We start from the raw sequence: 24,709 nt of genomic DNA on the forward strand, positions 1-24,709 counted from the left end.
AAGGTTCATTCGGATTATGAGAAGTGACGAAGAACATACTGAAAAGATGAAGAAGATAAAATCAGCGCGCGACCGTATCATGGAAGAGCGGCAGGGCGAGAAGGGTTTGATCGTCGTTCACACCGGGCCGGGCAAGGGCAAGTCGTCCTCGGCCTTTGGCATGGTGATCCGCGCCATTGCCCATGAGATGCCGTGTGCGGTCGTCCAGTTCATCAAGGGCGGGCGCGAGACCGGCGAGCGCAAATTGCTGACCACGCATTTCAGCCATCTCTGCCAGTTCCACACGATGGGCGAGGGCTTCACCTGGGAAACGCAGGACCGCGCTCGCGACATTGCGGCGGCTCAGGCGGGCTGGGATAAGGCCAAGGAGCTGATCCGCGATCCGGCAATCCGGCTGGTGCTGCTCGATGAGATCAACATCGCTTTGCGCAATGATTACCTCGATATCGCCGAGGTCTGCGCCTTCCTGCAGGGTGAAAAACCCGAGATGACCCATGTCATTCTGACCGGCCGTAATGCCAAGCCCGAGCTGATCGAGATCGCCGATCTCGTGACCGAGATGGAGGTGGTGAAACACCCGTGGCGCGCGGGGATCAAGGCCCAGCCGGGCATCGAATTCTAAGGCGCGGTTATGGCGGGGTTGATGATTCAGGGGACCGGCTCGAATGTCGGGAAATCGCTGGTCGTGGCGGGGATCTGCCGCGCCTTGCGCCTGCGCGGGCTCTCGGTCGCGCCCTTCAAGCCGCAGAATATGTCGAACAATGCCGCCGTGACCGCTGATGGCGGCGAGATCGGCCGGGCGCAGGCCCTGCAAGCCCGCGCGGCGGGCTTGGCGCCTCATACTGATATGAACCCGGTGCTGCTCAAGCCCGAAAGCGAGATGGGCTCGCAGGTGATCGTTCAAGGCCGCCGTCTGGGCACGTTTCGCGCCCGCGATTACTGGGCGATGAAGGCCGAGCTGATGGGGCGGGTGATGGAGAGCTATCGCCGCCTTGAGGCCGCCCATGATCTCGTGGTGGTCGAGGGGGCGGGCAGCGCCTCGGAGGTCAATCTGCGGGCGACGGACATTGCCAATATGGGCTTTGCCGAGGCCTCAGGCGTGCCGGTCTTTCTGCTCGGCGATATCGACCGGGGCGGCGTGATCGCGCAGATCGTCGGCACGAAAGCGGTGATCGCGGATGCCGATGTCGCGCGCATAAAAGGTTTCGTTATCAATAAGTTTCGCGGTGATCCTCAGCTGTTTGCCGATGGCTATCAGATGATCGCGACGCAAAGCGGCTGGCCCGGTTTCGGCGTCCTGCCGGCCTTCGAGCAGGCGCATCTTCTGCCCGCCGAGGATGCGCAGGACATCCCGACGCGCCGCGTGGGGAGCGGATTGCGCATCGGCTGGCTGGTGCTCTCGCGGGTGGCGAATTTCGATGACCTCGACCCACTGGCGGCCGAGCCGGGCGTCGATCTGGTCGCGATCCGCGCCGGCGAGCCGATCCCCGGCGATCTCGATCTGGTCATCATTCCGGGCTCGAAATCGACGCGGGGCGATCTCGATTATCTGCGCGCGCAGGGCTGGGACATCGACCTTCTCGCGCATCACCGGCGCGGCGGGCGCATCCTTGGCATCTGCGGCGGCTATCAGATGCTGGGCCGCGCGGTCCATGATCCCGAGGGGCTTGAGGGCGCGCCGGGCAGCTCAACCGGGCTGGGGCTGCTGGAGGTCGAGACCGTCTTGCAAGGCGACAAGGCATTGCGCGAGGTGACCGGCGTGCATCTGGCCAGCGGGCGCGCGCTCAAAGGTTATGAGATTCATCTGGGCGTCACCACCGGCGCGGATCGCGCGCGGCCCTTTGCTCGGATCGGCGGGCAGGATGAGGGTGCGATCTCTGCGAGCGGCCGGGTCGAGGGCAGCTATCTTCATGGGCTTTTCAGCGATGACGGCTTTCGCGCCGCCTATCTGGCGGGCTTTGGCGCGGTTTCGGATCTGAGCTATGAGGCGCGGGTCGATGCGGTGTTGGACGCGCTGGCGGCCCATCTTGAGGCGCATCTCGATCTCGACGGGATGCTGGCCGCAGCCGGGATCACAGGCTGAGGAAAAGCGCCGGGTCGTAGCGCTCGGCGAGCGGACGGATAAGCGCGGGATGGCTCCAGCTGAGTTCGCGCAAGATGGCGCGGAGGAGGGTTGCGGGCGCCTCGGGCAGGGGCTGACCGTTGAGGATTGCGTCGCGCAGATCTTGCCTGAGCGCGCGCTCTTCGGGCGCGAAAAACTGCGCGAAGGGATGCGGCCCCGGACCGGGCGCGCGGGCCGATGAGAGCCCCGCGACATGCCAACCGGGCGGGGGCAGCAGATGGCGCGGCAGCTTGCGCGGCTCGCGCGTGCCGGGCTGGAAGAGCACAAGGCCGAAATTGCAGAGCCGGGGTTGCGCCGACAGCGCCTGATAGGCGCGGGGATAGAGCGGCGGGTCAACCGGCCAGGGCTTTGGCGCGCAGCAGAGCGTCGTCAGATCGACCGCGCCGATCTCGGCCAGAACGAAGGTCCAGTCAAGGGCTGCGAGCGCGTCGGCATCGCTGCGGGTCAGGGGCGTGAGCGGCGGGATGAGTGTGTCAGTCATGGCGCGGTTCGGGCTGGAAGCGGGTGAGGCGGTTTCGGTAGCGCGGTCGGAATTTGGGTATTTGGGTGATGAAGAAAGCGCGGGGCTCTGGCCTTTCGGGCGGCCACGGCGCTTAGCGCCAGCCGAGTTCCGGCGCGATCTGGGTTAGGATCGCCTCGATGACATGGGCATTATAGGCGACCCCGAGCTGGTTTGGCACCGTGAGGAGCAGCGTATCGGCCTCGGCGATGGCTTCGTCTTCGGCGAGCTCTTTGATGAGGCGGGCAGGTTCGGCGGCGTAGCTGCGCCCGAAGATTGCTCGGGTCGAGGCATCAATATAGCCGATCTGATCGGCGCTTTGGCTATCGCGGCCGAAATAGGTGCGGTCGCGGTCATCGATCAGCGCGAAAATGCTGCGGCTGACTGACACGCGGGGCGCGTGAGCGTGGCCTGCCTCTTTCCACGCGGCGCGATAGGCGCGGATCTGATTGGCCTGCTGGATATGGAAGGGCTCGCCGGTTTCATCGGTCTTGAGGGTCGAGCTTTGCAGATGCATCCCGAGCTTGGCCGCCCAGATCGCGGTCGCGATCGTGCTGGAGCCCCACCAGATCCGGTCGCGCAGCCCCTCGGAATGAGGCTCGAGGCGCAAGAGACCCGGGGGATTGGGAAACATCGGCTGGGGATTCGGCTCGGCAAAGCCTTCGCCTTTGAGCAGGTCGAGCAGCACCTCGGTGTGGCGGCGGCCCATCTCGCTGTCGGTTTCCTTGTCGTCGGGCTGGTAGCCGAAGTAACGCCAGCCATCGATCACCTGTTCGGGCGAGCCGCGGCTCAGGCCAAGCTGGAGCCGTCCGCCCGCGATCAGATCGGCGGCGCCGGCGTCTTCGGCCATATAGAGCGGGTTTTCATAGCGCATATCGATGACGGCGGTGCCGATCTCGATGCGCGAGGTCTGCGCGCCAATGGCTGCGAGGAGCGGGAAGGGCGAGGCGAGTTGGCGCGCGAAGTGATGGACCCGGAAATAGGCGCCATCTGCGCCCAGCTCTTCGGCGGCGACCGCGAGATCGATCGACTGGAGGAGCGCATCGCCAGCCGTGCGCGTGCCCGATTGCGGGGAGGGCGTCCAATGGCCGAAGGAGAGAAAACCGATCTTCTTCATCGCAAGCCTCCGCGGCGCAGGGAATGCGCCCTGTCGTGAGAGGTGGCCTTGTCCCGAGTTTGCCGGGGCAAGATGGTGGTCGCGGTCGTTCTGGCGCCGCCTCAGCCCGGCGTGGTGGCCGGGTGGAGGACCGAGAGCTCTGGTGCGGCCTGAGTGACGATTGCTGCAGCGGGAACCGGGCGGGTCAGCCAGACGCCGCCGCCGATCACCGCGCCGCGGCCGATGGTGATGCGGCCCAAGATCGTCGCACCGGCGTAGATGACGACATCATCCTCGATCACCGGATGGCGCGGGCGACCCTTGATGAGCTGGCCGTTGCCGTCATCTTCGAAGCGTTTCGCGCCAAGCGTGACCTGCTGGTAAAGCCGGACATTGCGGCCGATGATCGCGGTCTCGCCGATGACGACGCCAGTGCCGTGGTCGATGAAGAAGGCCGGGCCGATGCGGGCGCCCGGGTGGATGTCGATGCCGGTCATCGAATGGGACTGTTCGGCCATGATCCGGGCGATCATCGTCGCGCCGAGCCCATAAAGCACATGGGCGATGCGGTGGCGCAGGACGGCGGCGATGCCGGGGAAGCAGAAAATGATCTCGTCGAGGCTTTTTGCCGAAGGATCGCCCGCATAGGCGGCAGCGATATCGGTGTCATGGAGATCGCGCAGCACCGGCAGGGATGCGACGAAGGCGAGGCTTGCGGCCTCGGCGCGGGCATAGGTCTCTGTCGGGTCGGCATCGTCGCTCAGCATCCATTCGAGCGCGATCTGGCGCGCGATCCGCGCCTGCACCGTAGGCAGGGTGCGCGCGACATAGGCCTCGGTTTCATTGTGGCACATGCCGACCGGGCCGAAATGAGCGGGATAGAGCAGGCCGACGGTCTCGCTCAGGATCTCGTCGATCAGCGAGCGCGAGGGCAGGCAGGGGGCGGGGCGGTCCTTGTAGCGCTTTTGTTGCGAGATCATCCGGATCAGGCGCAGCTTCTCGGCCACCTCGCTCAGCGCGGCGGTGTCCGGTTCTGGCTGGCCTTGAAGCATCTGGTTCATCTTTGCCGGACCTTCCTTCATCGCTGTCATCCCAAATTAGGCCGGTTCGCCTAAATTTCCAATGGGCGTGACCTTCCATTTTTGCGCCCCGCCCGCAAGAGGGCGGCCGAAAGCTAAATCGTCGCGACAGCAACGCTTTCTTTACCTTTACCCGCTATGAGCGGCGGCGATTGTCAGAGGCGGGTTCGGTGAAAGCCGATCACGCCACGGTTTGGCGCCGAACTGCGCGCGCCAGCCGATTAAGAGAATTTGAAGGAGAAGATGGTCTTATGTGGGATTTCTTGTATTCTGCGGGAAATGCAGCAGCTCGGCTGCGATTCCGGCGGGCGGGCGGCGCAAAGCGCCCAGATGGCGGAAATCTTTTCCTGAGCTCCTGCCTCATGGAATGCCTTTCTGCGGGCGGTTGTATTTTTAGCGCCCAAAAATACGATAAACATGGTAGAGATTTATAAGTAAAGCCGTTTGGCGGAGTGGACCATGACCAGAACTCTTCTCGTCCCCGGGCTCGAAGGCTCGCCGGCCCCCCATTGGCAGCATTGGTGGGCTCTGACCGACCCGCGTGCGATCACGGTTGATCTTTCTGATCCCGGATCGCCCGATCCGATTATCTGGGAGGCAGAGCTTGCCGGCCAGATCCTTCAGCATCCCGACAGCGTGCTGGTCGGGCATTCGCTGGGTGCCGTGCTGATCACGCGTATTCTGGCCAAATGGCCGCAATTGCGGGTGCGCGCGGCCATGCTGGTGGCGCCCGCTGATCCAGCCGAACACAGCCGGATCGGTGGCTTTGCCCCGGTGGCCGAACATGCGCTGAGCGTGCCTGCGATGGTGATTGCCAGCCGCAATGACCCTTGGATGGGGTTTGAGCGGTTGCGCCAGCTGTCCCGGGCCTGGCGTGCGGATTTCGTCGATCTGGGTGACGCGGGCCATATCAACTCGGAGGCGGGCTATGGGCCTTGGCCGCAGGGCAAAGCCTTGCGCGACGAGCTTTTGGCGCGCAGCGCGACCGATCCCGATGGCGCGCATCCGGGCGATGTGCTGACCCTGACCCGGCGCAAGACCACCGTCTGAACGTCGGGTGTTAGGCCCTAGCCGACCACCGTGCGGAAGAAGCGTAGAACCCCCTCGCCGGCATTGACCAGACGGTAGCTCTGCGCCGAGTTGAAGATTGTGAAATCGCCCGCCTCGACCGTGAGGGGGGCGGTTTCTAGTTCGACGCGCAGCCTGCCCTCGGTCACCGCAATCATCTCGTGCCAGCCGATCGGATCGGCTTCGGCCTGATAGGTCTCGCCCGGGGCCAGCGACCAGCTCCAGAGCTGGGTTTCGTGGCGGGCCGGGACCGAGCCGAGCAGGACGCCGCGGCTGTCGGGGGAATGCCCGCGCCAGGCCAAAAGGCCGATACGCTTGGGATCGACCGCGGGCTCGGCGACCAGATCGACAAAGCCCACGCCAAGCGCATTGGCCAGCTTGTCGAGGCTCGAGAGGCTGATATTCGCGCCCTCGCCCTCAAGGGCCGCGATCATGCGGCGGCTGATGCTTGATGCCTCTGCCAAAGCCTGTTGGCTCAGGCCCGCAGCCTGACGGAAGCGCCGCAGATTGGCGCCGAGATGGGTGAGAACGGTGGGGTCTTGACTGTGCATTATATTGCTCATAGGGATTGTGCATTATGCTGCACAATCCGCCCAAACGCAAATCCCTCGCCCTTACCTTCTCGCGTCAGGAACTGGCGCTGATCGCGGTTACCGTGATCTGGGGCGGCACCTTCCTGATCGTCCAGCAGGCGATGACCGTCAGCGGCGCGCTGTTCTTTGTCGGCCTGCGTTTCCTGATCGCGGGGCTGCTCGGTGCCTTGGTCTTTCGCCGCGATATGGTGGGGCTGACCCGGACCGAGGTCAGCGCGGGGGTGATGATCGGGCTGATGCTCTGCCTTGGCTACGCCTTGCAGGGCCATGGGCTCAAGACGATCACCACCAGCCAATCGGCCTTCATCACCGCGCTTTATGTGCCGATCGTGCCGCTGTTGCAGTGGGGGCTCTTGCGCCGCCCGCCGGGGCTGATGAGCTGGCTTGGCATCGGGCTGGCCTTTGCGGGCCTCGTGCTGCTCGCCGGGCCAGATGCGGGACAGGTGTCTTTCTCCAGCGGCGAGCTTCTGACGCTTGGCAGCGCGGTCGCGGTTGCAGCCGAGATCATCTTGATCAGCATGTATGCCGGGCGCGTCAACAGCCGCCGGATCACGGTGATGCAGCTTCTTGCGGGCAGCGGTTTTTGCTTCCTGCTGATGCCGGTCGCGGGGGAAAGTCTGCCGGCCTTCCATTGGATCTGGGTCACGGCGGCCATCGGTCTTGGCGCGGCCAGCGCGCTGATCCAGCTGACGATGAACTGGGCGCAGAAGGTGGTTTCGCCGACGCGCGCCACGGTGATCTATACCGGAGAGCCGGTCTTTGCCGGGATCTTCGGCCGGATCGCGGGCGAGCGGCTGCCCGCCCTTGCCATGATCGGCGCGCTGCTGATCCTGATCGGCGTGATCGTAAGCGAGCTGAAGCCCGCCAAAGCCACGAGCAAAGCCGCTGGCAAAGCTTCTGCCACCACACCGAGCTGACCGGGCTCGGCTTCGGAGGCTGTGGAGGCGGCAGGTCATAGTTCCGACCGCCCCTTAAACATGCTGCAGAAAATCGCGCAGCCGCTCGCTTGGCGGATGGTCGATCATCTCGCGCGGGTCGCCATCGACCGAGATCTTGCCATGCTCCATGAAAATCAGCCGACTGCCGACCTGTTTGGCAAAGCCCATCTCATGGGTGACGACGACCATGGTCATGCCCTCTTGCGCGAGCTGGCGCATGACATTGAGCACCTCTTGCTTCAGCTCTGGATCAAGCGCTGAGGTCGGCTCGTCAAAGAGCATGACCTTCGGGCGCACCGCCAAAGCGCGCGCAATCGCCACACGCTGCTGCTGGCCGCCAGAGAGCTCGGAGGGCAGATGGCCCGCGCGCTCGCGCAGGCCGACCTTGTCCAGAAGCGCGAGCGCCTGCGCCTCGGCCTCGGCTCGGCTGGCGCCCCGGACTTGACGCGGGCCGAAGGCCACATTCTGCAGGGCGGTCATCTGGGGAAAGAGGTTGAACTGCTGAAAGACCATGCCTGCTTCCTGCCGGATGGCGCGCAGGCTTTTCGACCCGGCCTTGACCGATTTCCCGTCCACGATCAGATCGCCGCCCGAGATGGTTTCCAGCCCGTTGATGCAGCGCAACAGCGTCGATTTCCCCGAGCCTGAGGGCCCGATCAGCACGACGACCTCGCCTTGGTCGATGTTGAGATCCACCTGATCGAGCACGGTCAGATCGCCGAAGATCTTCGAGGTTTTGTGAAATTCGATAATGCTCACAGGATCCTCATGCGCTTTTCAATGAGACGCAGGATCAGCGAGAGAATCCCGGTCATAATGAGGTAAATGACACCGACGGCGGTCCAGATCTCGACCGCGCGAAAGTTCGAGGCCATGATTTCCTGCCCCGTCCGGGTCAGCTCGGCGACGCCGATGACGATGAAGAGCGAGGTGTCCTTGAGCGAGATGATATATTGGTTGCCAAGCGGAGGGATCAGGCGGCGGAAGGCCAGCGGACCGACGATATAGGCCAAGACCTTCCAGCGCGGCAGCCCCATGGCAAGCCCGGCCTCGCCCAAGCCCTTCGGGATCGACAGAAGCGCGCCGCGCACGATCTCTGCAATATAGGCGCCCGCGTTGATCGAGATCGCGATGACGGCGGCGGTCATCGGATTGATGCGCAGGGTTTTCAGCATGGCGATGTCGTAATCGGCGCCGATCTTCTTGGCGATGATCGGCAGCGCGAAGTAAAGAAACATCACCTGAACGACGATGGGCGTGCCGCGGATGACCTCGATATAGATCAGCGCCAGCGCATTGACGATGCGGTTGCCATAGGCGCGCATCAACCCGAAGAGAAAGCCGATCGTTGTGCCAAACACCAGTCCCAGAAAGGCGATGAACAGCGTGACGCGCGCGCCCGCAAGCAGTTGCGGCAGGAATTGCGGGATGACGGACCAGTCGATTTCCATCGCGGCCTCCGTTGTCTGGTGAGGCTGGGCAGGGGCTGAAGCGGCACTCCCGCTCCAGCCCGAAGGGAGAAGCGCGGCTTAGTTTGTCGGTTTCTGGCCGAACCATTTCTCATAGATGGCGTCATAGCGCCCATCCGCTTTGATCTTGGCCAGAGCCTCGCTCACCTTGGCGGTGTTCTCGCTGCCCTTGGGCAGCGCGATGCCATATTGCTGGCCTTCAAGCTTGTCGCCCACCGCTTTGACCTGACCGTTGCCCGCAGTCTTGATGTAGTAAAGCACGTTCGGCAGATCGTGGAGCGCGGCGTCCACATTGCCGGTGCGCACCTCCAGATAGGCGTTGTCGATATTCGGGAACTGGCGCAGCGTCGTGTCGGCGAGGTTTTTCTTCGCGTAATCCTCGGACGAGGTGCCGGTTTTCACCGCGAGCGTCTTGCCCTTGAGATCGCCCACGCCAGTGACGGTGCTGTCGGCGGGCACCATCAGCATGAGGCCGCTGTCATAATAGGGCGCCGAGAAATCGACCGCATTCTTGCGCTCATCCGTGATCGTGATCCCGGCGATCGCCGCGTCGATCTGGCCGGTTTGCAGCGCCGGGATGATGCCCGAGAAATCCATCGGACGCAGCTCATAGGTGACGCCGATTTCCTTGGCGACCGCATCCCATAGATCGATGTCGAAGCCGACGTATTTATCGCCCTCCTTGAACTCGAAGGGCACGAAGGCGGTGTCGGTGGCGACGACCAGATCGGCGGCATGGACAGCCGTGCTCAGACCAAGCGAGAGGGCGGCCGCAGAGACGAATCTTAGGAATTTGTTCATGTCGGTTTCCTGTTGGGCGAGTTGAGATGGGCGGTCGGCCCGATCGAGGGCAAGCTTTGCATGGTTGCGAGGCCCTTGCAACAATTGAGCAATTGGCTTTGGGACAGGCTTTTCACCCAGAGAAAACGCCAAGAAAAAACGCCCCGGTTTGCGACCGGAGCGTTTCAAGATTGGCCTGAGGCGACCCCATCAGGCCTTGGACTTGCGGCCTTCCAGCACCGTCTTGGCGACCAAGGCCACCAGCGCGATCAGCGTCAGCGTCGAGGCGGCGGCAAAAGCACCGACGACGTTGAGGTCGTTAAACAAGAGCTCGATCTGAAGCGGCAGCGTATTCGTCTGCCCCCGGATGCTGCCCGAGACGACCGAGACGCCGCCGAACTCTCCGACCGCGCGCGCCGTGCACAGGACTGCGCCGTAAAGCAGCGCCCATTTGATATTCGGCAGCGTCACGCGGCTGAAGATCTGCCAGCCATTCGCGCCAAGCGTGACGGCGGCTTCTTCTTGGTCGGTGCCCTGCGCCTGCATCAAGGGCAGGACCTCGCGCGCGACGAAGGGGGCGGTGACGAACATCGTGACCAGCACGATGCCGGGCAGGGCGAACATCACCTGTAGGTCATGGGCTTGCAGCCACGGACCGAGCAGGCCTTGGCGGCCGTAAAGCAGCAGGTAGCAGATGCCCGCGATGATCGGCGAGATCGAGAAGGGGATCTCGATCAGCGTGACCAGAATGGCCCGGCCCGGGAAGCGATGCTTGGCAATCGCCCAAGCTGCAGCGACGCCGAAGACGATATTGACCGGCACGACGATCGCCGCCGTGATGCTGGTCAGCCAGATCGCGTGCAGCGTGTCGGGCTTGAGGATATTGGCCGCATAGGCCGACCAGCCCGCCGAAAGCGCGCGGGCAAAGATATAGGCCAAGGGTGCCACGACCAAGAGCAGGGTCAGCACGACGGCCAGACCGATCAGCAGGCGCGGCAGGAGCCGGGACTGGCCGGGCGCGTGGCTCAGAGCGATTGCGGTCATTTCGCCTCCCGGTAGCGCGAGGCCCAACGCTGCAAGAGGTTCGAGACCACCAGCAGGATGAGCGCGAAGATCAAGAGGACCAGCGCAATCGCCGCCGCGCCCGCGTAATCATATTCCTCAAGCCGGATGAAGGCGAGGAGCGAGGCAATCTCGGTTTCCATCGGCTTGTTGCCCGCGATGAAGACGACCGCGCCGAACTCGCCCAGACTGCGGGCAAAGGCGATGGTTGCGCCGGCAAGAAAGGCGGGCAGGATCGCGGGGAAGACGACGCGGGCGAAGATCACCCAAGGCCGCGCGCCAAGCGTCATCGCGGCTTGTTCCAGCGTTGGGTCAAGGTCTTCGAGCACCGGCTGGACCGTGCGCACGACAAAGGGGATCGAGGTGAAGGTCATCGCCAGAATGATGCCCCAGATCGTATAGACGACCTGAATGCCCATGCTGTCGAGAAACTGCCCGAACCAGCCATTGGCCGAGAAAAGCGCGGTCAGCGACAGACCCGCCACGGCGGTCGGCAATGCGAAGGGAATATCCATCAGCGCATCAAGCAGGCGCTTGCCGGGAAATTCATAGCGCACCAGCACCCAGGCCATCAGCAGCCCATAGACCGCGTTGAAGACCGTGGCCACTGCCGCCGCCGTCACCGTGACCTTCAGCGCGGCCAAAGTGCGCGGCGAGGTGACGATGCGCAAAAACCGCTCGGGCCCGATCTCGGCCCCTTTCAGCACCAACGCCAACACCGGGATCAGGATGATGATCGTCAGATACAGAATCGTCGTGCCGAGGCTGAGTGTCAGCCCCGGCAAAACGCGTTTCGAGCGGATAGGAGCCGCCGTGTCGCTCATTGGTTGACGAAGACCTGATCGAGGATGCCGCCTTCGGCGAGATGCTCTTTCTTGATCTTGTCCCAGCCGCCGAAGACTTCGTCGACGGTCACAAGCTTGACCTCGGGGGTGGTGGCCGCATGTTTCGCCGCAACATCCTTGTCGGTGACGCGGTAGAAGTTATTGGCCAGCACTTCCTGGGCTTCCGGCGTGTAAAGCCAGTTCAGATAATCGGTCGAAACCTCGGTCGAGCCGTTCTTGTCGGCATTGGCTTTCACCAGCGCGACCGGGAAAGCCGCGAAGAGCGAGACCGAGGGCGTCACACGCTCGAAGCCCTGCACTTCATATTCCTTGGCGATGCCGCCGGTTTCGGCCTCGAAGGTCACCAGAACGTCGCCGATATTGCGCTCGGCAAAGGTCTGGGTCGCGGCACGCCCGCCGGTGTCAAAGACCGGAACTTGGGCCAGAATTTTCTTCACCAGCTCTTGTGCCTTGGCCTGATCGCCGCCGTTCTTGTCGAGCCCGTAAGCATAGGCCGCGAGATAGGTATAGCGCGCATTGCCCGAGGTTTTCGGGTTCGGGAAGACCGGCTGGACATCGTCACGCGCCAGATCGTCCCAATCCTTGATGTTCTTGGGGTTGCCCTTGCGCACGAGGAACGAGGGCAGCGAGTAATAGGGCGAGGCGCCGTTCGGGAAGGCCTCGCGCCAGTTCTTCTCGACCAGCCCACCGTCAGCGAGCACGTCGATGTCGGTTTCCTGGTTGAAGGTCACGACATCGGCGTTCAGCCCTTCAAGGATTGCGCGCGCCTGTTTCGACGAGCCGCCGTGGCTTTGGTCGATGGTGACCTCGCGGCCGGTCTTTTCCTTCCAATGCGAGGCGAAATGCGGGTTGAGCTCTTCGAAAAGCTCGCGCGCCACGTCGTAGCTGACATTGAGGATATGGTCTTGGGCCGCGACGGGCGAGGCGCCCAGCACAAAGGCGACGGCAGCCGCGCGAAGATAGGGAAAGTTCATCTGTTGCTCTCCTTGAGAAGACGGGTAGCCGGGATCGAGCTTTGGGCCAAGGCCTCGGGATCGCGCGAGCCGGGGAAGATGGCGCCGGCCTCGGGGCGCAGATGCACCGAGACGCCGGGTTGCAGCGCGCGCGCCTCGGGCGCACGGCGGGGAAGGGCGGTTTCAATCAGCACGCCGTCGCGGCCGCGAAGTTGCGCGCGCAAAGTGGCGCCGGTGCTGGTGGTCGAGGCGACGAGCCAAGCGCCCTCGGCATCCACGATGGGGGTGATGTCCTCGGGGCGCAGGAAAAGCCGCGCGGGACCATCGGCCAAGGCGCGACGTTCCAGCCGCGAGGCATCAAGGCCCGGTGCTTCCGCGCGGCCCGCGCGCAGATGGACCGGCAGCTCGACGGTTGCGCCCATGAAGCGGGCGACGAAGGGTGAGGCCGGGTGGTCGTGGATCTGGTCGGCATTGCCGATCTGCTCGATCTGGCCCTCGCCCATGACGACGACGCGGTCGGCAAGTTCAAAGGCCTCTTCCTGATCATGGGTCACGAAGATCGAGGTCGAGCCGGTCGCATCATGGACCGAGCGCAGCCAGTTGCGCAGATCGCGCCGGATCGCGGCATCAAGCGCGCCGAAGGGCTCGTCGAGCAGCAGGACCGTCGGCTCGATGGCGAGCGCGCGGCCCAAGGCAACGCGCTGGCGCTGACCGCCCGAAAGCTGCGTCGGGTAGCGGTCGCCAAGATGGGCGATTTGCAGGAATTCGAGGAGTTCCGAGACTTTCGCGGCAATGATCGCCTTGCCCGGACGCTCGGCGCGCGGGCGCACGCTGAGGCCGAAGGCGATATTGTCGCGCACGGTCATATGCGGAAAGAGCGCGTAATGCTGGAAGACAAAGCCGATGCGGCGGTCTTGCGCGGCAAGGTTCAGCCAGTTCTGGCCATCGACGTTCAGCGCGCCCGAATCCGGCCATTCGAGACCGGCGATGATCTTGAGAAGCGTCGTCTTGCCCGAGCCCGATGGCCCCAGAAGCGCCACGAGTTCGCCCTTTTCGATGGAAAGGTCGATGCCGCGCAGAACCTCGGTCTGTCCGAAGCGTTTGCGCATTCCGGCAATCGTGATCGTCATTCTGGCGCGTTCCTTGTTGTTTCACGCCAAATCTTAAGATCACATTTTCGCGCGAACAAGGAACCAGACGCCGGGATAGCGGCGCTTGAAGGGAAGAAAATTCCGAATCCTGTCCGAAAATTGCCGGTTGTCGGGTGAAATTTTCCGATGATGAAAACCTCGTCCGCGATTGCCTTTGGCTATCGCGACGGTGTTCTTTTCTTTAAACCCGCCTCGTTTAGTCGGGATTTAACCCGAAACCCGGCGCTCGCGCCGCCCTAGAGGCTCCATGTCGCATTTTGCGATTCGCCGCGCTCGACCACCCGACTGGACAGCAGGCGTCAGATGGCGCGGCGAACGCGGGGCAAAGTCGCAGGTTCTGGCCGCTCAGAGCCCGTCCTTGAAGCCGATCGAGGCATGGGTTCCGTCGCAAAACGGCTTGTTCTGGGACTGACCGCAGCGGCAAAGCGCGACGCGGTTGCGCCGCTCGTAGACGAAGCCGTCCCCGGCCTCGACCGTGATCCCGCCCTGAACCCAAAGCGGACCGGAAACGCCCTCTGCCGGGTCCTCGATCACACTGATTTCGGGGTCGTGATGGGTCTCGATGGGCTTGCCGGTGCGGTTGTCCCAAGCGACCAGCCGCCCGCCGGGGCAGGCGTTGGCTTGTGCCACGAATTGCTGGGCGCGGCTCGGGTCATCGGTCGCGGGCGGCTGGCTCCAGATCTGGCCATGCGGATCGCAGAAGCGGGCAAAGGCGCAGAGGGTTTCATCATCCGAGAGCGACATCGCCGAGCCCGGATAAAGCTGGGCGCGAGTGATGTATTCGGCGCGGTCGGCGGTCTCGCTGCCATCAAAGCCAAGGCGGGTATGGCTGCCGTCGCAGAAAGGCTTGGTCGCCGAATGGCCGCAGCGACAAAGCGCATAGGTCGCGGGCGCCTCGATCGGGCCGTCCTCAAGCCAGGCGACGGATTCGCGCTTGGCATTGGTGCCGATGGTCTTCTTGCTCAGCGGGACGCTGCCGCTGACCAGATAGGGGCCGTCCTTGCTGACGCGGATGCGGGGTGGTTTTGCCGGTCGCGCATCCGTTGCGGGGCGCTCGGAACCTGCGGGGCTGGGCGCTTCGGAATGGGATTGGCTCGAATTGGACATGGTGGCCTCCTCGTGGCTGGCATGACGCTGGCTGGACGTGGCTCTAGAACATTGTGACGCTAGGAAGATGTGGCGCAGGCAAAACGTGGCACTTTCGAAAAGGGTTCCGAGATTGGCCAAGGTGCTTGCATCGCGCGGCCGGGCTGCCAACCTAAGAAAGAGGCCGGGGCAGGTGACGAACGGGCCAAGCGAAGGAGACGCGATGATCCCCCAGACGGCACAGATCCTCGGCAAACTCGCCCTGTCCGAGCCGGAAACGGCTGAGGTCGCGCCGATCGCGGCAACCGAGGGGCAGGCGCTGACGGTGGCCGACGGTCAGGTGGCTGACTGTCAGGTGGGCGCCTGTCTGGCGCCGCTTGCGCAAAGCCCGGGCGTGCTCGCAATTGTCACCGCCGTCGAGGGGCCGTCCTACCGTCCTTTGGGCGCGGTCATGTCCTTTGTCGGCGAGCATCGCTTTGGCGCGCTGTCTTCGGGCTGCATCGAAGCCGATCTCGCACGCCATGCTGAAACCGCGTTGCAGCGCGCCGAGCCCCGGCTTTTGCGCTATGGGGCGGGCTCGCCGTTTTTCGACATCCGTCTGCCCTGCGGTGGCGGGCTTGAGATCCTCCTGGTGCCGTGCCCGGACCCCGAGGTGCTGGCGAAGGCCTTGGCCGCGCATCAGGCGCGTTTGCCCTTCGCGCTGCTGTTCGACCTTACGGAGGGGCTCATCGGCGTCGAGACCGGCTCGGATTGCACGGGCGAGACCGGCGCACTGGCCGGGAACGGCTGGCGCTTTCGCGTCCTCGTGCGACCCGAGCCGCGCTTTCTCGTCTTCGGCAAAGGGCCCGAGGCGATGATCTTTGCCGGGTTGGCGCGGGCCGCGCGCTTTCCGGTCGAGCTTTTATCCCATGACCCCGAGACCTTGGCCGAGGCGCGCCGCGCGGGGATCGACGTGCGGGCGATCGGCACCGCGCTGCCGGAGCTCGCGATTGATCGCTGGACGGCGGCGCTGCTTTTCTATCACGACCATGACCGTGAGCCTCCGCTTCTGCGCGATCTGCTGACGACGCCCGCCTTCTATATCGGGGCGCAGGGCAGCCAACTCGCGCGGGCGGGGCGGGACGCGGAACTGCGCGCTTTGGGGGTGAGCGAGCCCGCGATGGCGCGGCTGCGCGGCCCGATCGGCCTGATCCCCAGCACGCGCGATCCGCGGCTGCTGGCGATCTCGGTTCTGGCCGAGGTGCTCAGTCTTGTCTGAGAGGGCCGCCTTGCCTTCGGGGCCGCCCGAGACGCTGGGGGTTTTGCTGGCGGCCGGGGCCTCGCGCCGCTTTGGCGCGGCGGATAAGCTTTTGGCCAATTGGCAGGGGATGGCTTTGGTCCGGGTCTCGGCGCAAATTTTGGCGTGCGCGGGCTGTGACCGGTTGGCGGCGGTTGTGTCCCGCCCCGAGGTAGGGGCGGCCTTGCCCGACGGATTTTCCACGGTCTCGATTGCGCCGGGGCAAGAGATGGCGGCCTCGTTTCACGCAGCGCTGGATCTGGCCGCCCAGATCGGGGCGAAACGGCTGCTGATCGCTTTGGGCGACATGCCCCGGATCTCGCCTTTGCGGTTGCGCGCTTTGCTGTCGCTGCCCGGGCGCGGGGCGGTGCTGTGCGCGGATGGCCGCCGGATGCCACCGGTGCTGTTGCAGGCCAAGGATTTCGCGCAAGCCCGGGCGCTCGCCACGGGGGATCACGGCGCGCGCGCGCTTCTGGCGCGCTTCACCCCGTCCGAGCTGATCGCGCTCCCTGAGGGTGAGGCCCTCGATATCGATCTGGCGACCGATCTTGCCCTTGCCGACCAGCCTGCGCTTGGGACCGGAACTGATCCGGCCTCGCCGCGTTGAGCTTGCGGAATACGCTTCCCTGACGATCTCCGCCACATCGCGCCGCACCGGTGCGACCAGCCAGGATAGAAAAGGATGCTGAAACGGACGATCTATGGCCTTCTGGCTTTGGGCGTTGTCGCTGTGATCGGCTTCGCCATCTATGCTTATCGCCCCGCCTTGCCCGAAATCAGCGCCGAGGCGCGCCCGCAGTTTGACGCGGCCACCATCGAGACCGGCCGCGTTCTGGCGGCGGCCGGTTATTGCGAGACCTGCCATACCGCGCCGGGGGGCGCGCCTTATGCCGGGAATTACGCGCTCAACACGAATTTCGGCACGATTTATGCCTCGAATATCACGCCCGACCCCAAGACCGGGATTGGTTCCTGGTCGCCCGAGGCGTTCCGGCGCGCGATGCAAGAGGGCGTGAGCCGGGACGGCGCGCATCTCTTTCCGGCCTTTCCCTATGACCATTTCACCAAGATGAGCGATGCCGATATTGATGCGATCTATGGCTATCTCATGGCCAAAGTCGCGCCGGTGTCGCAAGAAACCAAACCTGCCACGATCGCCTTTCCGCTGAACCAGCGCGTGCTTCAGGCGGGCTGGCAGCTGCTTTTCGTCGATTTCGGGCGCTACAAGCCGGATCCGTCGAAATCCGAGGCCTGGAACCGGGGCGCCTATCTGGTCGAGGGCGTCACCCATTGCGGCGCCTGTCACACGCCGCGCAACCAGCTTGGCGCCGAGCGCAAAAGTGAGGCTTTCGCGGGCGCGCCGATTGATGGCTGGACGGCACCTGCGCTGACACGCGACAATCCCTCGGCGGTGCCGTGGACGGCGGCGGATTTCACCCAATATCTGCAAACCGGCGCGGGCACTTATCACGGCGTGGCCGCCGGCCCGATGTCGCCGGTGGTTCATGCCGGTGTCGCGCAGCTGCCCAAATCTGACCTTGAGGCGATCGGCATCTATCTGGGCGATATCGTCGGCGCGCCGCAAAGCGATCCGGCCCAGAATGCGGTGGTGGTTTCAAGCCTGGCCGCGAGCCGCCCTGACCCTTCTTACCGCAAGGATGAGGGCGAGCGGCTTTACGTCGCCGCCTGCGCCGCTTGCCATTACAACTCCGATAAAGTGCTCGCCATGCGGCCACTTCTGGGCATCAATTCTTCGGTGCGCCTGTCGGACCCGTCGAACCTGATCCGGGTGATGCTGAAAGGGATCAGCGTCAAGGAAGGCTCGGGCGGGGTGGTCATGCCCTCTTATGGGCAGGTCTATAGCGATGCCCAGATTGCGGCGATTGCCAATTATCTGCGCAAGGATCTCGCGGGGCTCGAGCCTTGGCCGGATCTTGCCTTGAGCGTGGCTCAGATCCGGGGCGGCGAGACGGCTCCGGTCGCAACTGCGCGGGCGAGCACGCCCTAAGACGGACTGCCTCGGCGCGTGCGTGTCACGCGCCTGAGGGCAAAGACCAAGGAGGCTGAAAGATGATCGAATTCACCGTCAATGGCCAGAAGGTCAGCACCGATGCCGACCCGGATACGCCGCTTTTATGGGTGATCCGTGACGAGATCGGGCTGACTGGCACGAAATTCGGCTGCGGCATTGGCATGTGCGGGGCCTGCACGGTTCATGTCGGTGGCCGCGCGACCCGCGCCTGCGTGACCGAGGTCTCTGAGGTTGCGGGGGCCGTGGTCACCACGATCGAGGGGCTTGACCCCAAGGGCGATCATCCGGTCCAGCAGGCATGGCGACATTTGCGAGTGCCGCAATGCGGTTACTGCCAGTCGGGGCAAATCATGCAGGCTGCGGCGCTTTTGAAAGACATGCCCCATCCGAGCGATGACGATATCGACGCGGTGATGACCGGTAATCTCTGCCGCTGCATGACTTATAACCGCATCCGGGCCGCCGTGCGCGAGGCCGCAGGCGCGATGCGGGGGGAGACGGCAAATGGCTAACGACATTTTCTTTCCGGGACGCAGCTTACCGGGACGCCGGGGCCTTGATCGTCAGGCGGGGCCTGCGCTCAGCCGACGCGGCTTTCTGGTCACCATGTGCGCGGCGGGCGCGGTTTTCGGCTTCCCACGCGAGCTTTTGGCCGCAATCAATCCGGCCGTCCCCGGCGGCGCGCCGCTTGAGGCGGTGGGCGCGCGCTATGAGCCGTCGATCTGGTATTGGATCGACGGCAAGGGGCAGGTGAACGTCAATATCGCCCATACCGAGATGGGTCAGCATATCGGCACGGCGCTCGCCCGGGTGCTCGCCGATGAGTTGGGCGCGGATTGGGCGAATGTGCAGATCGAGCATGTCGATTCCGATCCGAAATGGGGGCTGATGATCACCGGCGGCAGCACCTCGGTGCCGGGGGGCTGGCCGGTTTATCGTCAGGCGGGTGCTGCGGGTCGGGTGGCTCTGACCGAGAAAGCCGCCGCGCTTTGGGGCATCGATGCCGCCGGGATCAGCATCGAGGGCGGTATCCTGCGCGCGGGCGACAAGTCGATCAGCATGGGCGAGCTCGTCCAGCAAGGCCTCAGCCGCAGCTTCACCGAGGATGAGCTGAAGGCGCTGCCGCTGAAACCGAACTCGGCCTTCACCCTGATCGGGCGCGATGTGACGGCGCTTGATATTCCGCTGAAGACGACGGGGCAGGCGCTTTACGGCATCGATGCCAAGGTCGCGGGCATGGTCCATGCCGTGCCGATCCTGCCGCCGACGCGCTATGACAGCGTCATCACTGCAATCGACGATACGGCGGCCAAGGCGGTCCGGGGCTATCAGCAGGTTCTGAAGCTCGACGATCCCTCCGGCAATGTGCCGGGCTGGGCCATGGTGATCGCGGACAGCCATTGGGCCGCGCAAAAGGCGGCGCGCGAGATCAAGGTCACCTATAACGCTGCGCCTTCGGCCAAGGTCACCGAGGCCGATCTGATCGCCGAGATGCGCAAGGCGATTGCCGATCCTGCGCAGGGCACGCTTCTCGATACCGGGCCCCATGATGTCGATCCGGCTTTTTCTGCCGCTGCCGAGACCATCGAGGCCGAATATACCACCGCGACCGTCCTGCATTTCCAGCTTGAGCCGCTGAATGCGCTGGCCTTCCAGAATGCCTCTGGCATCTGGGAGATCCATTGCGGCAACCAGTTCCAGACCCAAGCGGTGATCTGGCTGCAAAAGGCGCTGGGCGTCGGCGATGGCAAGGTCGTGATCCATCCCTATCTCGTCGGCGGTGGCTTCGGGCGTCGGTTGAACAGCGATTACACCGTGCCGGTGGCACTCGCCTCGAAGGCGCTGGGCGGCAAGCCGGTGAAGATGGTGATGCCGCGCGAAGAGGATGTGCATTTCGACTCGGTCCGCTCGCCGACGGTGCAGAAGCTGCGCATGGCCTTTGACAGCGCGAAGAGCGTGACCGCGATGGATACGGCCATCGCTGCCGGGTGGCCCTCGGCGGTGCTGGTACCGGGCGGTGGGCTGAACAAGGGGCTCGAGGGCGGCGAATATGACGGCTCGGCCACCGATGGCGCGGATCACTGGTATGAGGTCGGCCAGCAAAGGCTGCGCGCGATCAAGGACGAGCTTGCCGAAAAGACCCTGCGCGTCGGCTGGCTGCGCTCGGTCGGGCCGGGCTTTACGATCTGGGCGGTCGAGAGCTTTCTCGACGAGGCGGCCAAGAAGATCGGCAAGGACCCCGTGGCCTTCCGGCTGGAGCAGCTGAAAGCCGAGGGCCGCAATGCTGGCACTGCGCCGATGTCGGTCGGAGGCGCGGCGCGTCAAGCCCATGTGCTGTCGCGCGTGGCCGAGATCTCGGGCTATGGCAAAGCGGCGCTGCCTGCTGATACGGCGATCGGCATCGCGACCTCCTTCGGGCAGTCGCGCGACCTGCCGACCTGGGTCGGGGGCGCGGTTCAGGCTCATGTCGACCGCCAGAGCGGACAGGTTCAGGTCCAGAAAATCTGGCTCGTGGTCGATTGCGGCACAGTGATCGACCCCGATGGCGCCCATGCTCAGATCGAGGGCGGCGCGCTTTGGGGCCTGTCGATGGCGATGTTTGAGGGCACTGAGATCGAAAGCGGCGCGCCGCGCGACCGCAATCTCGACAGCTACACCCCTCTGCGCATGGTCGATACCCCGCCCGAGATCGTGGTGGAGCTGGTCGAAAGCACCGAAGCGCCGGTCGGTCTGGGTGAGCCTGGCGTCACCTTGATTGCGCCTGCGCTTGCCAATGCGATCGCGAGCGCGGTCGGTGTCCGGCTGCGTCATCTGCCGATCACGCCCGAAGCGGTGAAGGCGGCTTTATCCGCCTGAATTTGCGACCGGGCAGGGGCTTGTTTGGCCAAGCATCCTGCCCGGTATGGCACCCAAAGAGCTGTCCGGTCGCGATCCTGTGCACAGAGAAAAGGGAACAAAGGGCGGTATCTCTGGTTGTGCTGATGATGGACGGATTTTTCAGCACAAGGAATGCTCACCATGAGCTTTGAAGAGAGTGTCAAACCGGGCGTCGAAATCGTTGGCGCGGATGGGGTGCATGTCGGCGTGGTTGACGCGCTGGACGGCGACCGCATCCGGCTGAAACGCAAGGATGTCGCGCATGGCGGCGAAAGCCCGGGCGCACGCTATATTTCCGTTAACAATATCGCCTCGACAGAGGGCGGAAAGCTCTGGCTCTCGGCCAATGCCGATCTGGTGGCGCTGTTCGAGGAAGAAACCCAATCGGGGCGGCCGGTCCGGCTTTGACCCAATCGGGGCCGGGGGCTGCGCGCCGTCGGCCTTTCTTTCCAAAGCCGCCGAGGCCTGCGCGCGACGCTTGGCACCATGATTAGACCATCCTGACCGTCGGTGCGTCGGCGGCTTTGTCATGGCTCTCCCTTATTTTGAGCGGGAGAGCTTGGCCGCCACAGCTGGCGCGGCCAGTTGCCTGATTTGCGAATTTTGATTGCGATACCAACTTTAACGTGCGTTCAGTTGATAAAGGCTAAAGGTCTTTGTGAGGCCGAACATGGCACCGATCCTGACAGGTACGATCAGCGGCATGCTCTGCGCTCTTGTGGTCCTGATCTCGGGCTGGGGCTGGGGTGTTGCCTTTCTGACCTATGTGATCACGGGCGTTTTGGCGACGCTCGGAGACGCCATCTGGATTGTCTATGGCCGCGCGTATCTGGGGCGGCGGCGCGCCGTTTCGCATGAAGACGAGCAGGGCAAGCTTGGCATCCTCTCGCGCCTGACTGGCGCGAATAAACGCAAAAGGGCGGTCGGCTCGTCATCGCGGGGCTCGAATGGAGAGGGCGGCGGTTGCGATTGACGCGCCGCTGCGGGGTTGCGATAAAAGCCGCGTGATCGCCTTGGCGAGAACCGCGCAAACCCTCGGCGGGCCTGTGCCTGCGCTGGGGCTTTGCCGTGATTGAGATTGACTTTCCCGCCCGAATCCGGCAAGAGGCAGCATCCGAAGGGCGCATTGTGTCCAGCGGGTGATCTAATTTTCATTCATCCCATTGGGGATGCGCTGTCCGACGGCGGGCGAAAGCCTTCAACATCTGCCCCGCGCAGAGGCCACAGGACGCGGCAGAAGCAAGGAAGACGAAATGTTCGCAGTTCTCAAGACGGGCGGCAAGCAGTACCGGGTTCAATCCGGTGACGTGCTGCGCGTCGAAAAACTGGCCGCTCTGGCTGGTGAGAAAGTTCAGTTCAACGACGTGCTGATGATCGGCGCGACGGTCGGCGCTCCGCTGGTTGCCGGCGCTGCGGTTCAGGCCGAGGTCATTGACAACATCAAGGCCGACAAGGTCATCACCTATGTCAAACGTCGCCGCAAGCACAGCTCGCAGCGTACCCGTGGTCACCGTCAGCAACTGACGCTGGTCCGCATCACCGACCTGCTCGAAAAGGGCGCGGAGAAGTCGGACGTCAAGGCCGCCGTGGGTGCTCGCACCGCCGGTGCCGCAGCTGCTGTTGCAGCCGCCGCCGTTGCTGCCGAAGCAAAGCCTGCCAAGGCTGCTAAAGAAGCCAAGAAGGACTAAGAACCATGGCACATAAGAAAGCAGGCGGTTCGTCCCGCAACGGTCGTGATTCGGCTGGTCGTCGTCTCGGCGTGAAACTTTTCGGTGGTCAGGCCGCAGTTGCGGGCAACATCATCGTGCGTCAGCGCGGCACCACCTGGTGGGCCGGTCAGAACGTCGGCATGGGCCGCGATCACACTCTGTTCGCCCTCACCGACGGCCATATCGAGTTCCGCAAGGGTCTCAAGGGTCGCACCTACATCTCTGTTCTGCCAGCCAATCTCGAGGCTGCTGAGTAAGCCGATTGTAACACTCAGGTGTTAAGAGGGGATCGGCGCAAGCCGGTCCCCTTGACGTTTCTGGGGGTCCATCCTCAGATAGAAGGAAAAGGGAGTGAGGATATGCAGGAACTGATGGACGCGCCGTCGCATGTTCAGCCGGAGGTCCGGACGGAGCGTTTCCTTCTTCGGCCATTGCGCAAGTCGGACGCCGGTTTGATCGCGCATTACACTGCGGACAGGCGGGTTGCCGAGGGCACCCGCTCGATCCCCCATCCGCTGCCGCCGGGCGCCGCAGAGGCCTATGTGGCCCGCGCCATGGCCGAGAAGCGGGAAGAGGATGTCTGGGCCATCGACGGCAGCGGCAGCCAGCTTGCCGAGCTTCTGGGCGTGGTCTCGCTGACCCGGATGGAGGGCCAGCAATCCGAGCTTGGCTTCTGGATCGGGGCGGGCTTCTGGAACACTGGCTTTGCGACGGAAGCGGTCGCGGGGCTCGTCACGGCCAATCCCCATCAAGCGCGCACGCTCTTTGCCGAAGCCTTCCAGGACAGCCCGAGCTCGGCGCGGGTTTTGACGAATTGCGGCTTCAACTATCTGGGCGATGCGGAAAGCTGGTCGGTGGCGCGGGATGCGCGGGTGCCGACTTGGACCTATCTGCGCAAGATGGACTGATCAGGCGCTTTCGCCGGAATGACAAAGGCGCGGGGATCTCCCGCGCCTTTTGTTTTCAGGGCAGGGCCCGCGCGATTAACGCCAGCCCGCCCTATTTGCGCTTGATCGAGACCGCATTGGTCGCGCCGGTGATCACCACTTCGCGCAACCCGTCCAACGCCTCATGCGAGAGCGTCAGGCTGACCGTCACGCTGTCGCTGCGCAGATCGGCGGGGGTCGCGGCTTCAAAGCTGTTGTCGAGCGGGGGCAGGCCGACCAGCCGCAGGCGCAGCACGCCCGTATCATCGGCATGGATGCGCCCGGCGGGCATCGGCACTTCGGTGACCAGCTTCATCGCCCACCAGCCCTTGGTTGCCGGCAGCGCGGTCACGGTCAACATGCCGCCTTCGTAAAGCGGCTCCCATTTCGCAGCGGTGATCCGCGCCACCAAAGCGCGGCCATCATCGGCACGCGCGGTCGGATAGCCGCCATCGGGCATCAGCGTGGTCGCTTGTTTCGAGCCGCCGCCGAACCATTGGAACGGATTGAGGCTGCTGCTGGCACTGCCGCCGCCCCCGCAAGCCGCAAGGCTCAGGGTGGCTGCCATCAGAAGGCCGATTGTTCGTCTCTGCATCAAAGGCCCCCGTTCCTCGCCTCGGAAATACTGGCCCTTGATAGGCGAAGAGCGCGGCGCGCGAAAGCCTCTTTGACCTTCCGCGCGCATCGCGCTATCCCCTTCGGCAAATTTGCGAAAGGAGGCCGGTCATGGCCACTCCGGCATTTGAAGAAATTGCTGAGACCTTCGACTTTCTCGATGATTGGGAAGATCGCTATCGACATGTCATCGAGCTGGGCAAAGCCATGCCCGCGATGGATGATGCGCTGCATGTTCCGGCCACCAAAGTCGAGGGCTGCGCCAGTCAGGTCTGGATCATGCCCCGGATCGACGAAGGGCGCTTCGATTTTCAGGGCGACAGCGATGCGCTGATCGTGCGTGGGCTGATTGCCATTCTGCACGCGCTCTATTCCGGCGTGCCGGTCGGCGAGGTGCTGGCGGTGGATGCGCCCGCCGAGCTTGGCCGTCTGGGGCTGAACGAGCATCTCTCGGCGCAGCGCTCGAACGGGCTGCGCGCGATGGTCGAGCGGATCCGGCTGATCGCCAGCGAGGCCTGATGCAGACAAAAACG

General features: G+C 64.1%; 28 protein-coding genes. 15 read left to right on the plus strand and 13 right to left on the minus strand.

Features of this window, described 5'->3' with window-relative positions; all coding sequences use genetic code 11:
* Positions 1–16 precede the first annotated feature (16 nt).
* Positions 17–622 (plus strand): cob(I)yrinic acid a,c-diamide adenosyltransferase, encoded by a 606-nt coding sequence (gene cobO / locus JCM7686_RS05835; protein WP_020949935.1) that lies wholly within the window; start codon positions 17–19, stop codon positions 620–622.
* Between the two features lie 9 nt (positions 623–631).
* Complete coding sequence (locus tag JCM7686_RS05840; RefSeq protein WP_020949936.1) at positions 632–2,083, plus strand: cobyric acid synthase; 1,452 nt, start codon at positions 632–634, stop codon at positions 2,081–2,083.
* Here JCM7686_RS05840 and JCM7686_RS05845 read toward each other — a convergent pair.
* From JCM7686_RS05845 to epsC, 3 genes are all read right to left on the minus strand, one after another.
* The gene (locus tag JCM7686_RS05845; RefSeq protein WP_020949937.1) at positions 2,073–2,603 is read right to left on the minus strand and encodes a hypothetical protein; all 531 of its coding nucleotides are present in this window, start codon (positions 2,601–2,603) and stop codon (positions 2,073–2,075) included. The genes JCM7686_RS05840 and JCM7686_RS05845 overlap by 11 nt on opposite strands.
* 112 nt (positions 2,604–2,715) lie before the next feature.
* On the minus strand, positions 2,716–3,738 hold the full coding sequence (locus JCM7686_RS05850; RefSeq protein ID WP_020949938.1) for an LLM class flavin-dependent oxidoreductase: 1,023 nt from the start codon (positions 3,736–3,738) through the stop codon (positions 2,716–2,718).
* Between the two features lie 101 nt (positions 3,739–3,839).
* Positions 3,840–4,778 carry a serine O-acetyltransferase EpsC gene (gene epsC / locus JCM7686_RS05855; RefSeq protein WP_051201622.1) on the minus strand — a complete coding sequence of 313 codons (939 nt, stop codon included), beginning with the start codon at positions 4,776–4,778 and terminating at the stop codon, positions 3,840–3,842.
* Positions 4,779–5,255: 477 nt separating this feature from the next.
* Between epsC and JCM7686_RS05860 the strand changes: the two genes are divergently transcribed.
* Positions 5,256–5,846, plus strand: coding sequence for an RBBP9/YdeN family alpha/beta hydrolase (locus JCM7686_RS05860; RefSeq protein WP_020949940.1), 591 nt, complete (start codon positions 5,256–5,258; stop codon positions 5,844–5,846).
* 17 nt (positions 5,847–5,863) lie between these two features.
* Here JCM7686_RS05860 and JCM7686_RS05865 read toward each other — a convergent pair whose 3' ends face one another.
* Positions 5,864–6,415: a helix-turn-helix domain-containing protein gene (locus JCM7686_RS05865; protein WP_236635872.1), complete on the minus strand. Its 552-nt coding sequence runs from the start codon at positions 6,413–6,415 to the stop codon at positions 5,864–5,866.
* A gap of 26 nt (positions 6,416–6,441) precedes the next feature.
* Here JCM7686_RS05865 and JCM7686_RS05870 point away from each other — a divergent pair, with 26 nt between their 5' ends.
* Positions 6,442–7,374, plus strand: a complete 933-nt coding sequence (locus tag JCM7686_RS05870; RefSeq protein WP_020949942.1) for a DMT family transporter — start codon at positions 6,442–6,444, stop codon at positions 7,372–7,374.
* A 54-nt stretch (positions 7,375–7,428) separates the two neighbouring features.
* On the opposite strand, the gene glnQ is transcribed toward JCM7686_RS05870, so the two are convergent.
* The 8 genes from glnQ to JCM7686_RS05910 all read right to left on the minus strand — a co-directional run bounded on the left by glnQ (position 7,429) and on the right by JCM7686_RS05910 (position 14,762).
* The gene (gene glnQ / locus JCM7686_RS05875) at positions 7,429–8,154 is read right to left on the minus strand and encodes a glutamine ABC transporter ATP-binding protein GlnQ (protein WP_020949943.1); all 726 of its coding nucleotides are present in this window, start codon (positions 8,152–8,154) and stop codon (positions 7,429–7,431) included.
* On the minus strand, positions 8,151–8,846 hold the full coding sequence (glnP, locus tag JCM7686_RS05880; protein ID WP_020949944.1) for a glutamine ABC transporter permease GlnP: 696 nt from the start codon (positions 8,844–8,846) through the stop codon (positions 8,151–8,153). Before glnP ends, glnQ begins: the two co-directional genes overlap by 4 nt.
* A 78-nt stretch (positions 8,847–8,924) precedes the next feature.
* A complete protein-coding gene (gene glnH / locus JCM7686_RS05885) occupies positions 8,925–9,665 on the minus strand; it encodes a glutamine ABC transporter substrate-binding protein GlnH (RefSeq protein ID WP_020949945.1) in 741 nt (246 codons plus the stop codon).
* A 189-nt stretch (positions 9,666–9,854) separates the two neighbouring features.
* Positions 9,855–10,688: a sulfate ABC transporter permease subunit CysW gene (gene cysW, locus JCM7686_RS05890; protein WP_020949946.1), complete on the minus strand. Its 834-nt coding sequence runs from the start codon at positions 10,686–10,688 to the stop codon at positions 9,855–9,857.
* On the minus strand, positions 10,685–11,530 hold the full coding sequence (gene cysT, locus JCM7686_RS05895) for a sulfate ABC transporter permease subunit CysT (protein ID WP_020949947.1): 846 nt from the start codon (positions 11,528–11,530) through the stop codon (positions 10,685–10,687). The genes cysW and cysT overlap by 4 nt, the downstream gene beginning before the upstream one ends.
* Positions 11,527–12,525, minus strand: a complete 999-nt coding sequence (locus JCM7686_RS05900) for a sulfate ABC transporter substrate-binding protein (protein WP_020949948.1) — start codon at positions 12,523–12,525, stop codon at positions 11,527–11,529. Before JCM7686_RS05900 ends, cysT begins: the two co-directional genes overlap by 4 nt.
* On the minus strand, positions 12,522–13,634 hold the full coding sequence (locus JCM7686_RS05905) for a sulfate/molybdate ABC transporter ATP-binding protein (RefSeq protein WP_020949949.1): 1,113 nt from the start codon (positions 13,632–13,634) through the stop codon (positions 12,522–12,524). Before JCM7686_RS05905 ends, JCM7686_RS05900 begins: the two co-directional genes overlap by 4 nt.
* Before the next feature lie 366 nt (positions 13,635–14,000).
* Positions 14,001–14,762 (minus strand): CDGSH iron-sulfur domain-containing protein, encoded by a 762-nt coding sequence (locus tag JCM7686_RS05910; protein WP_020949950.1) that lies wholly within the window; start codon positions 14,760–14,762, stop codon positions 14,001–14,003.
* A gap of 202 nt (positions 14,763–14,964) precedes the next feature.
* Here JCM7686_RS05910 and JCM7686_RS05915 point away from each other — a divergent pair, with 202 nt between their 5' ends.
* The 10 genes from JCM7686_RS05915 to JCM7686_RS05960 all read left to right on the plus strand — a co-directional run bounded on the left by JCM7686_RS05915 (position 14,965) and on the right by JCM7686_RS05960 (position 23,543).
* Positions 14,965–15,999 (plus strand): XdhC family protein, encoded by a 1,035-nt coding sequence (locus JCM7686_RS05915; protein WP_020949951.1) that lies wholly within the window; start codon positions 14,965–14,967, stop codon positions 15,997–15,999.
* On the plus strand, positions 15,992–16,624 hold the full coding sequence (locus JCM7686_RS05920; protein ID WP_020949952.1) for a nucleotidyltransferase family protein: 633 nt from the start codon (positions 15,992–15,994) through the stop codon (positions 16,622–16,624). Before JCM7686_RS05915 ends, JCM7686_RS05920 begins: the two co-directional genes overlap by 8 nt.
* A gap of 75 nt (positions 16,625–16,699) precedes the next feature.
* Positions 16,700–18,025, plus strand: a complete 1,326-nt coding sequence (locus tag JCM7686_RS05925; RefSeq protein ID WP_020949953.1) for a c-type cytochrome — start codon at positions 16,700–16,702, stop codon at positions 18,023–18,025.
* A 62-nt stretch (positions 18,026–18,087) separates the two neighbouring features.
* Positions 18,088–18,561 carry a (2Fe-2S)-binding protein gene (locus tag JCM7686_RS05930; RefSeq protein WP_020949954.1) on the plus strand — a complete coding sequence of 158 codons (474 nt, stop codon included), beginning with the start codon at positions 18,088–18,090 and terminating at the stop codon, positions 18,559–18,561.
* Complete coding sequence (locus JCM7686_RS05935; protein ID WP_020949955.1) at positions 18,554–20,905, plus strand: xanthine dehydrogenase family protein molybdopterin-binding subunit; 2,352 nt, start codon at positions 18,554–18,556, stop codon at positions 20,903–20,905. The genes JCM7686_RS05930 and JCM7686_RS05935 overlap by 8 nt, the downstream gene beginning before the upstream one ends.
* Before the next feature lie 162 nt (positions 20,906–21,067).
* Complete coding sequence (locus JCM7686_RS05940) at positions 21,068–21,334, plus strand: DUF2171 domain-containing protein (protein WP_020949956.1); 267 nt, start codon at positions 21,068–21,070, stop codon at positions 21,332–21,334.
* Positions 21,335–21,596: 262 nt separating this feature from the next.
* Positions 21,597–21,899: a hypothetical protein gene (locus JCM7686_RS05945; protein WP_020949957.1), complete on the plus strand. Its 303-nt coding sequence runs from the start codon at positions 21,597–21,599 to the stop codon at positions 21,897–21,899.
* 280 nt (positions 21,900–22,179) lie between these two features.
* Positions 22,180–22,614 (plus strand): 50S ribosomal protein L21, encoded by a 435-nt coding sequence (gene rplU, locus JCM7686_RS05950; protein WP_020949958.1) that lies wholly within the window; start codon positions 22,180–22,182, stop codon positions 22,612–22,614.
* Positions 22,615–22,619: 5 nt separating this feature from the next.
* Positions 22,620–22,892, plus strand: a complete 273-nt coding sequence (gene rpmA / locus JCM7686_RS05955; protein ID WP_020949959.1) for a 50S ribosomal protein L27 — start codon at positions 22,620–22,622, stop codon at positions 22,890–22,892.
* Positions 22,893–22,994: 102 nt separating this feature from the next.
* Positions 22,995–23,543 carry a GNAT family N-acetyltransferase gene (locus JCM7686_RS05960; RefSeq protein WP_020949960.1) on the plus strand — a complete coding sequence of 183 codons (549 nt, stop codon included), beginning with the start codon at positions 22,995–22,997 and terminating at the stop codon, positions 23,541–23,543.
* Positions 23,544–23,634: 91 nt separating this feature from the next.
* Here JCM7686_RS05960 and JCM7686_RS05965 read toward each other — a convergent pair whose 3' ends face one another.
* A complete protein-coding gene (locus JCM7686_RS05965; RefSeq protein ID WP_041527161.1) occupies positions 23,635–24,156 on the minus strand; it encodes a hypothetical protein in 522 nt (173 codons plus the stop codon).
* A 131-nt stretch (positions 24,157–24,287) separates the two neighbouring features.
* On the opposite strand from JCM7686_RS05965, the gene JCM7686_RS05970 reads away from it, so the two are divergent.
* Positions 24,288–24,695, plus strand: a complete 408-nt coding sequence (locus JCM7686_RS05970) for a SufE family protein (RefSeq protein ID WP_020949962.1) — start codon at positions 24,288–24,290, stop codon at positions 24,693–24,695.
* Positions 24,696–24,709: the final 14 nt, after the last annotated feature.

It is taken from the genome of Paracoccus aminophilus JCM 7686, from assembly GCF_000444995.1.
In the GTDB taxonomy this organism is placed as follows: Bacteria; Pseudomonadota; Alphaproteobacteria; order Rhodobacterales; family Rhodobacteraceae; genus Paracoccus; species Paracoccus aminophilus.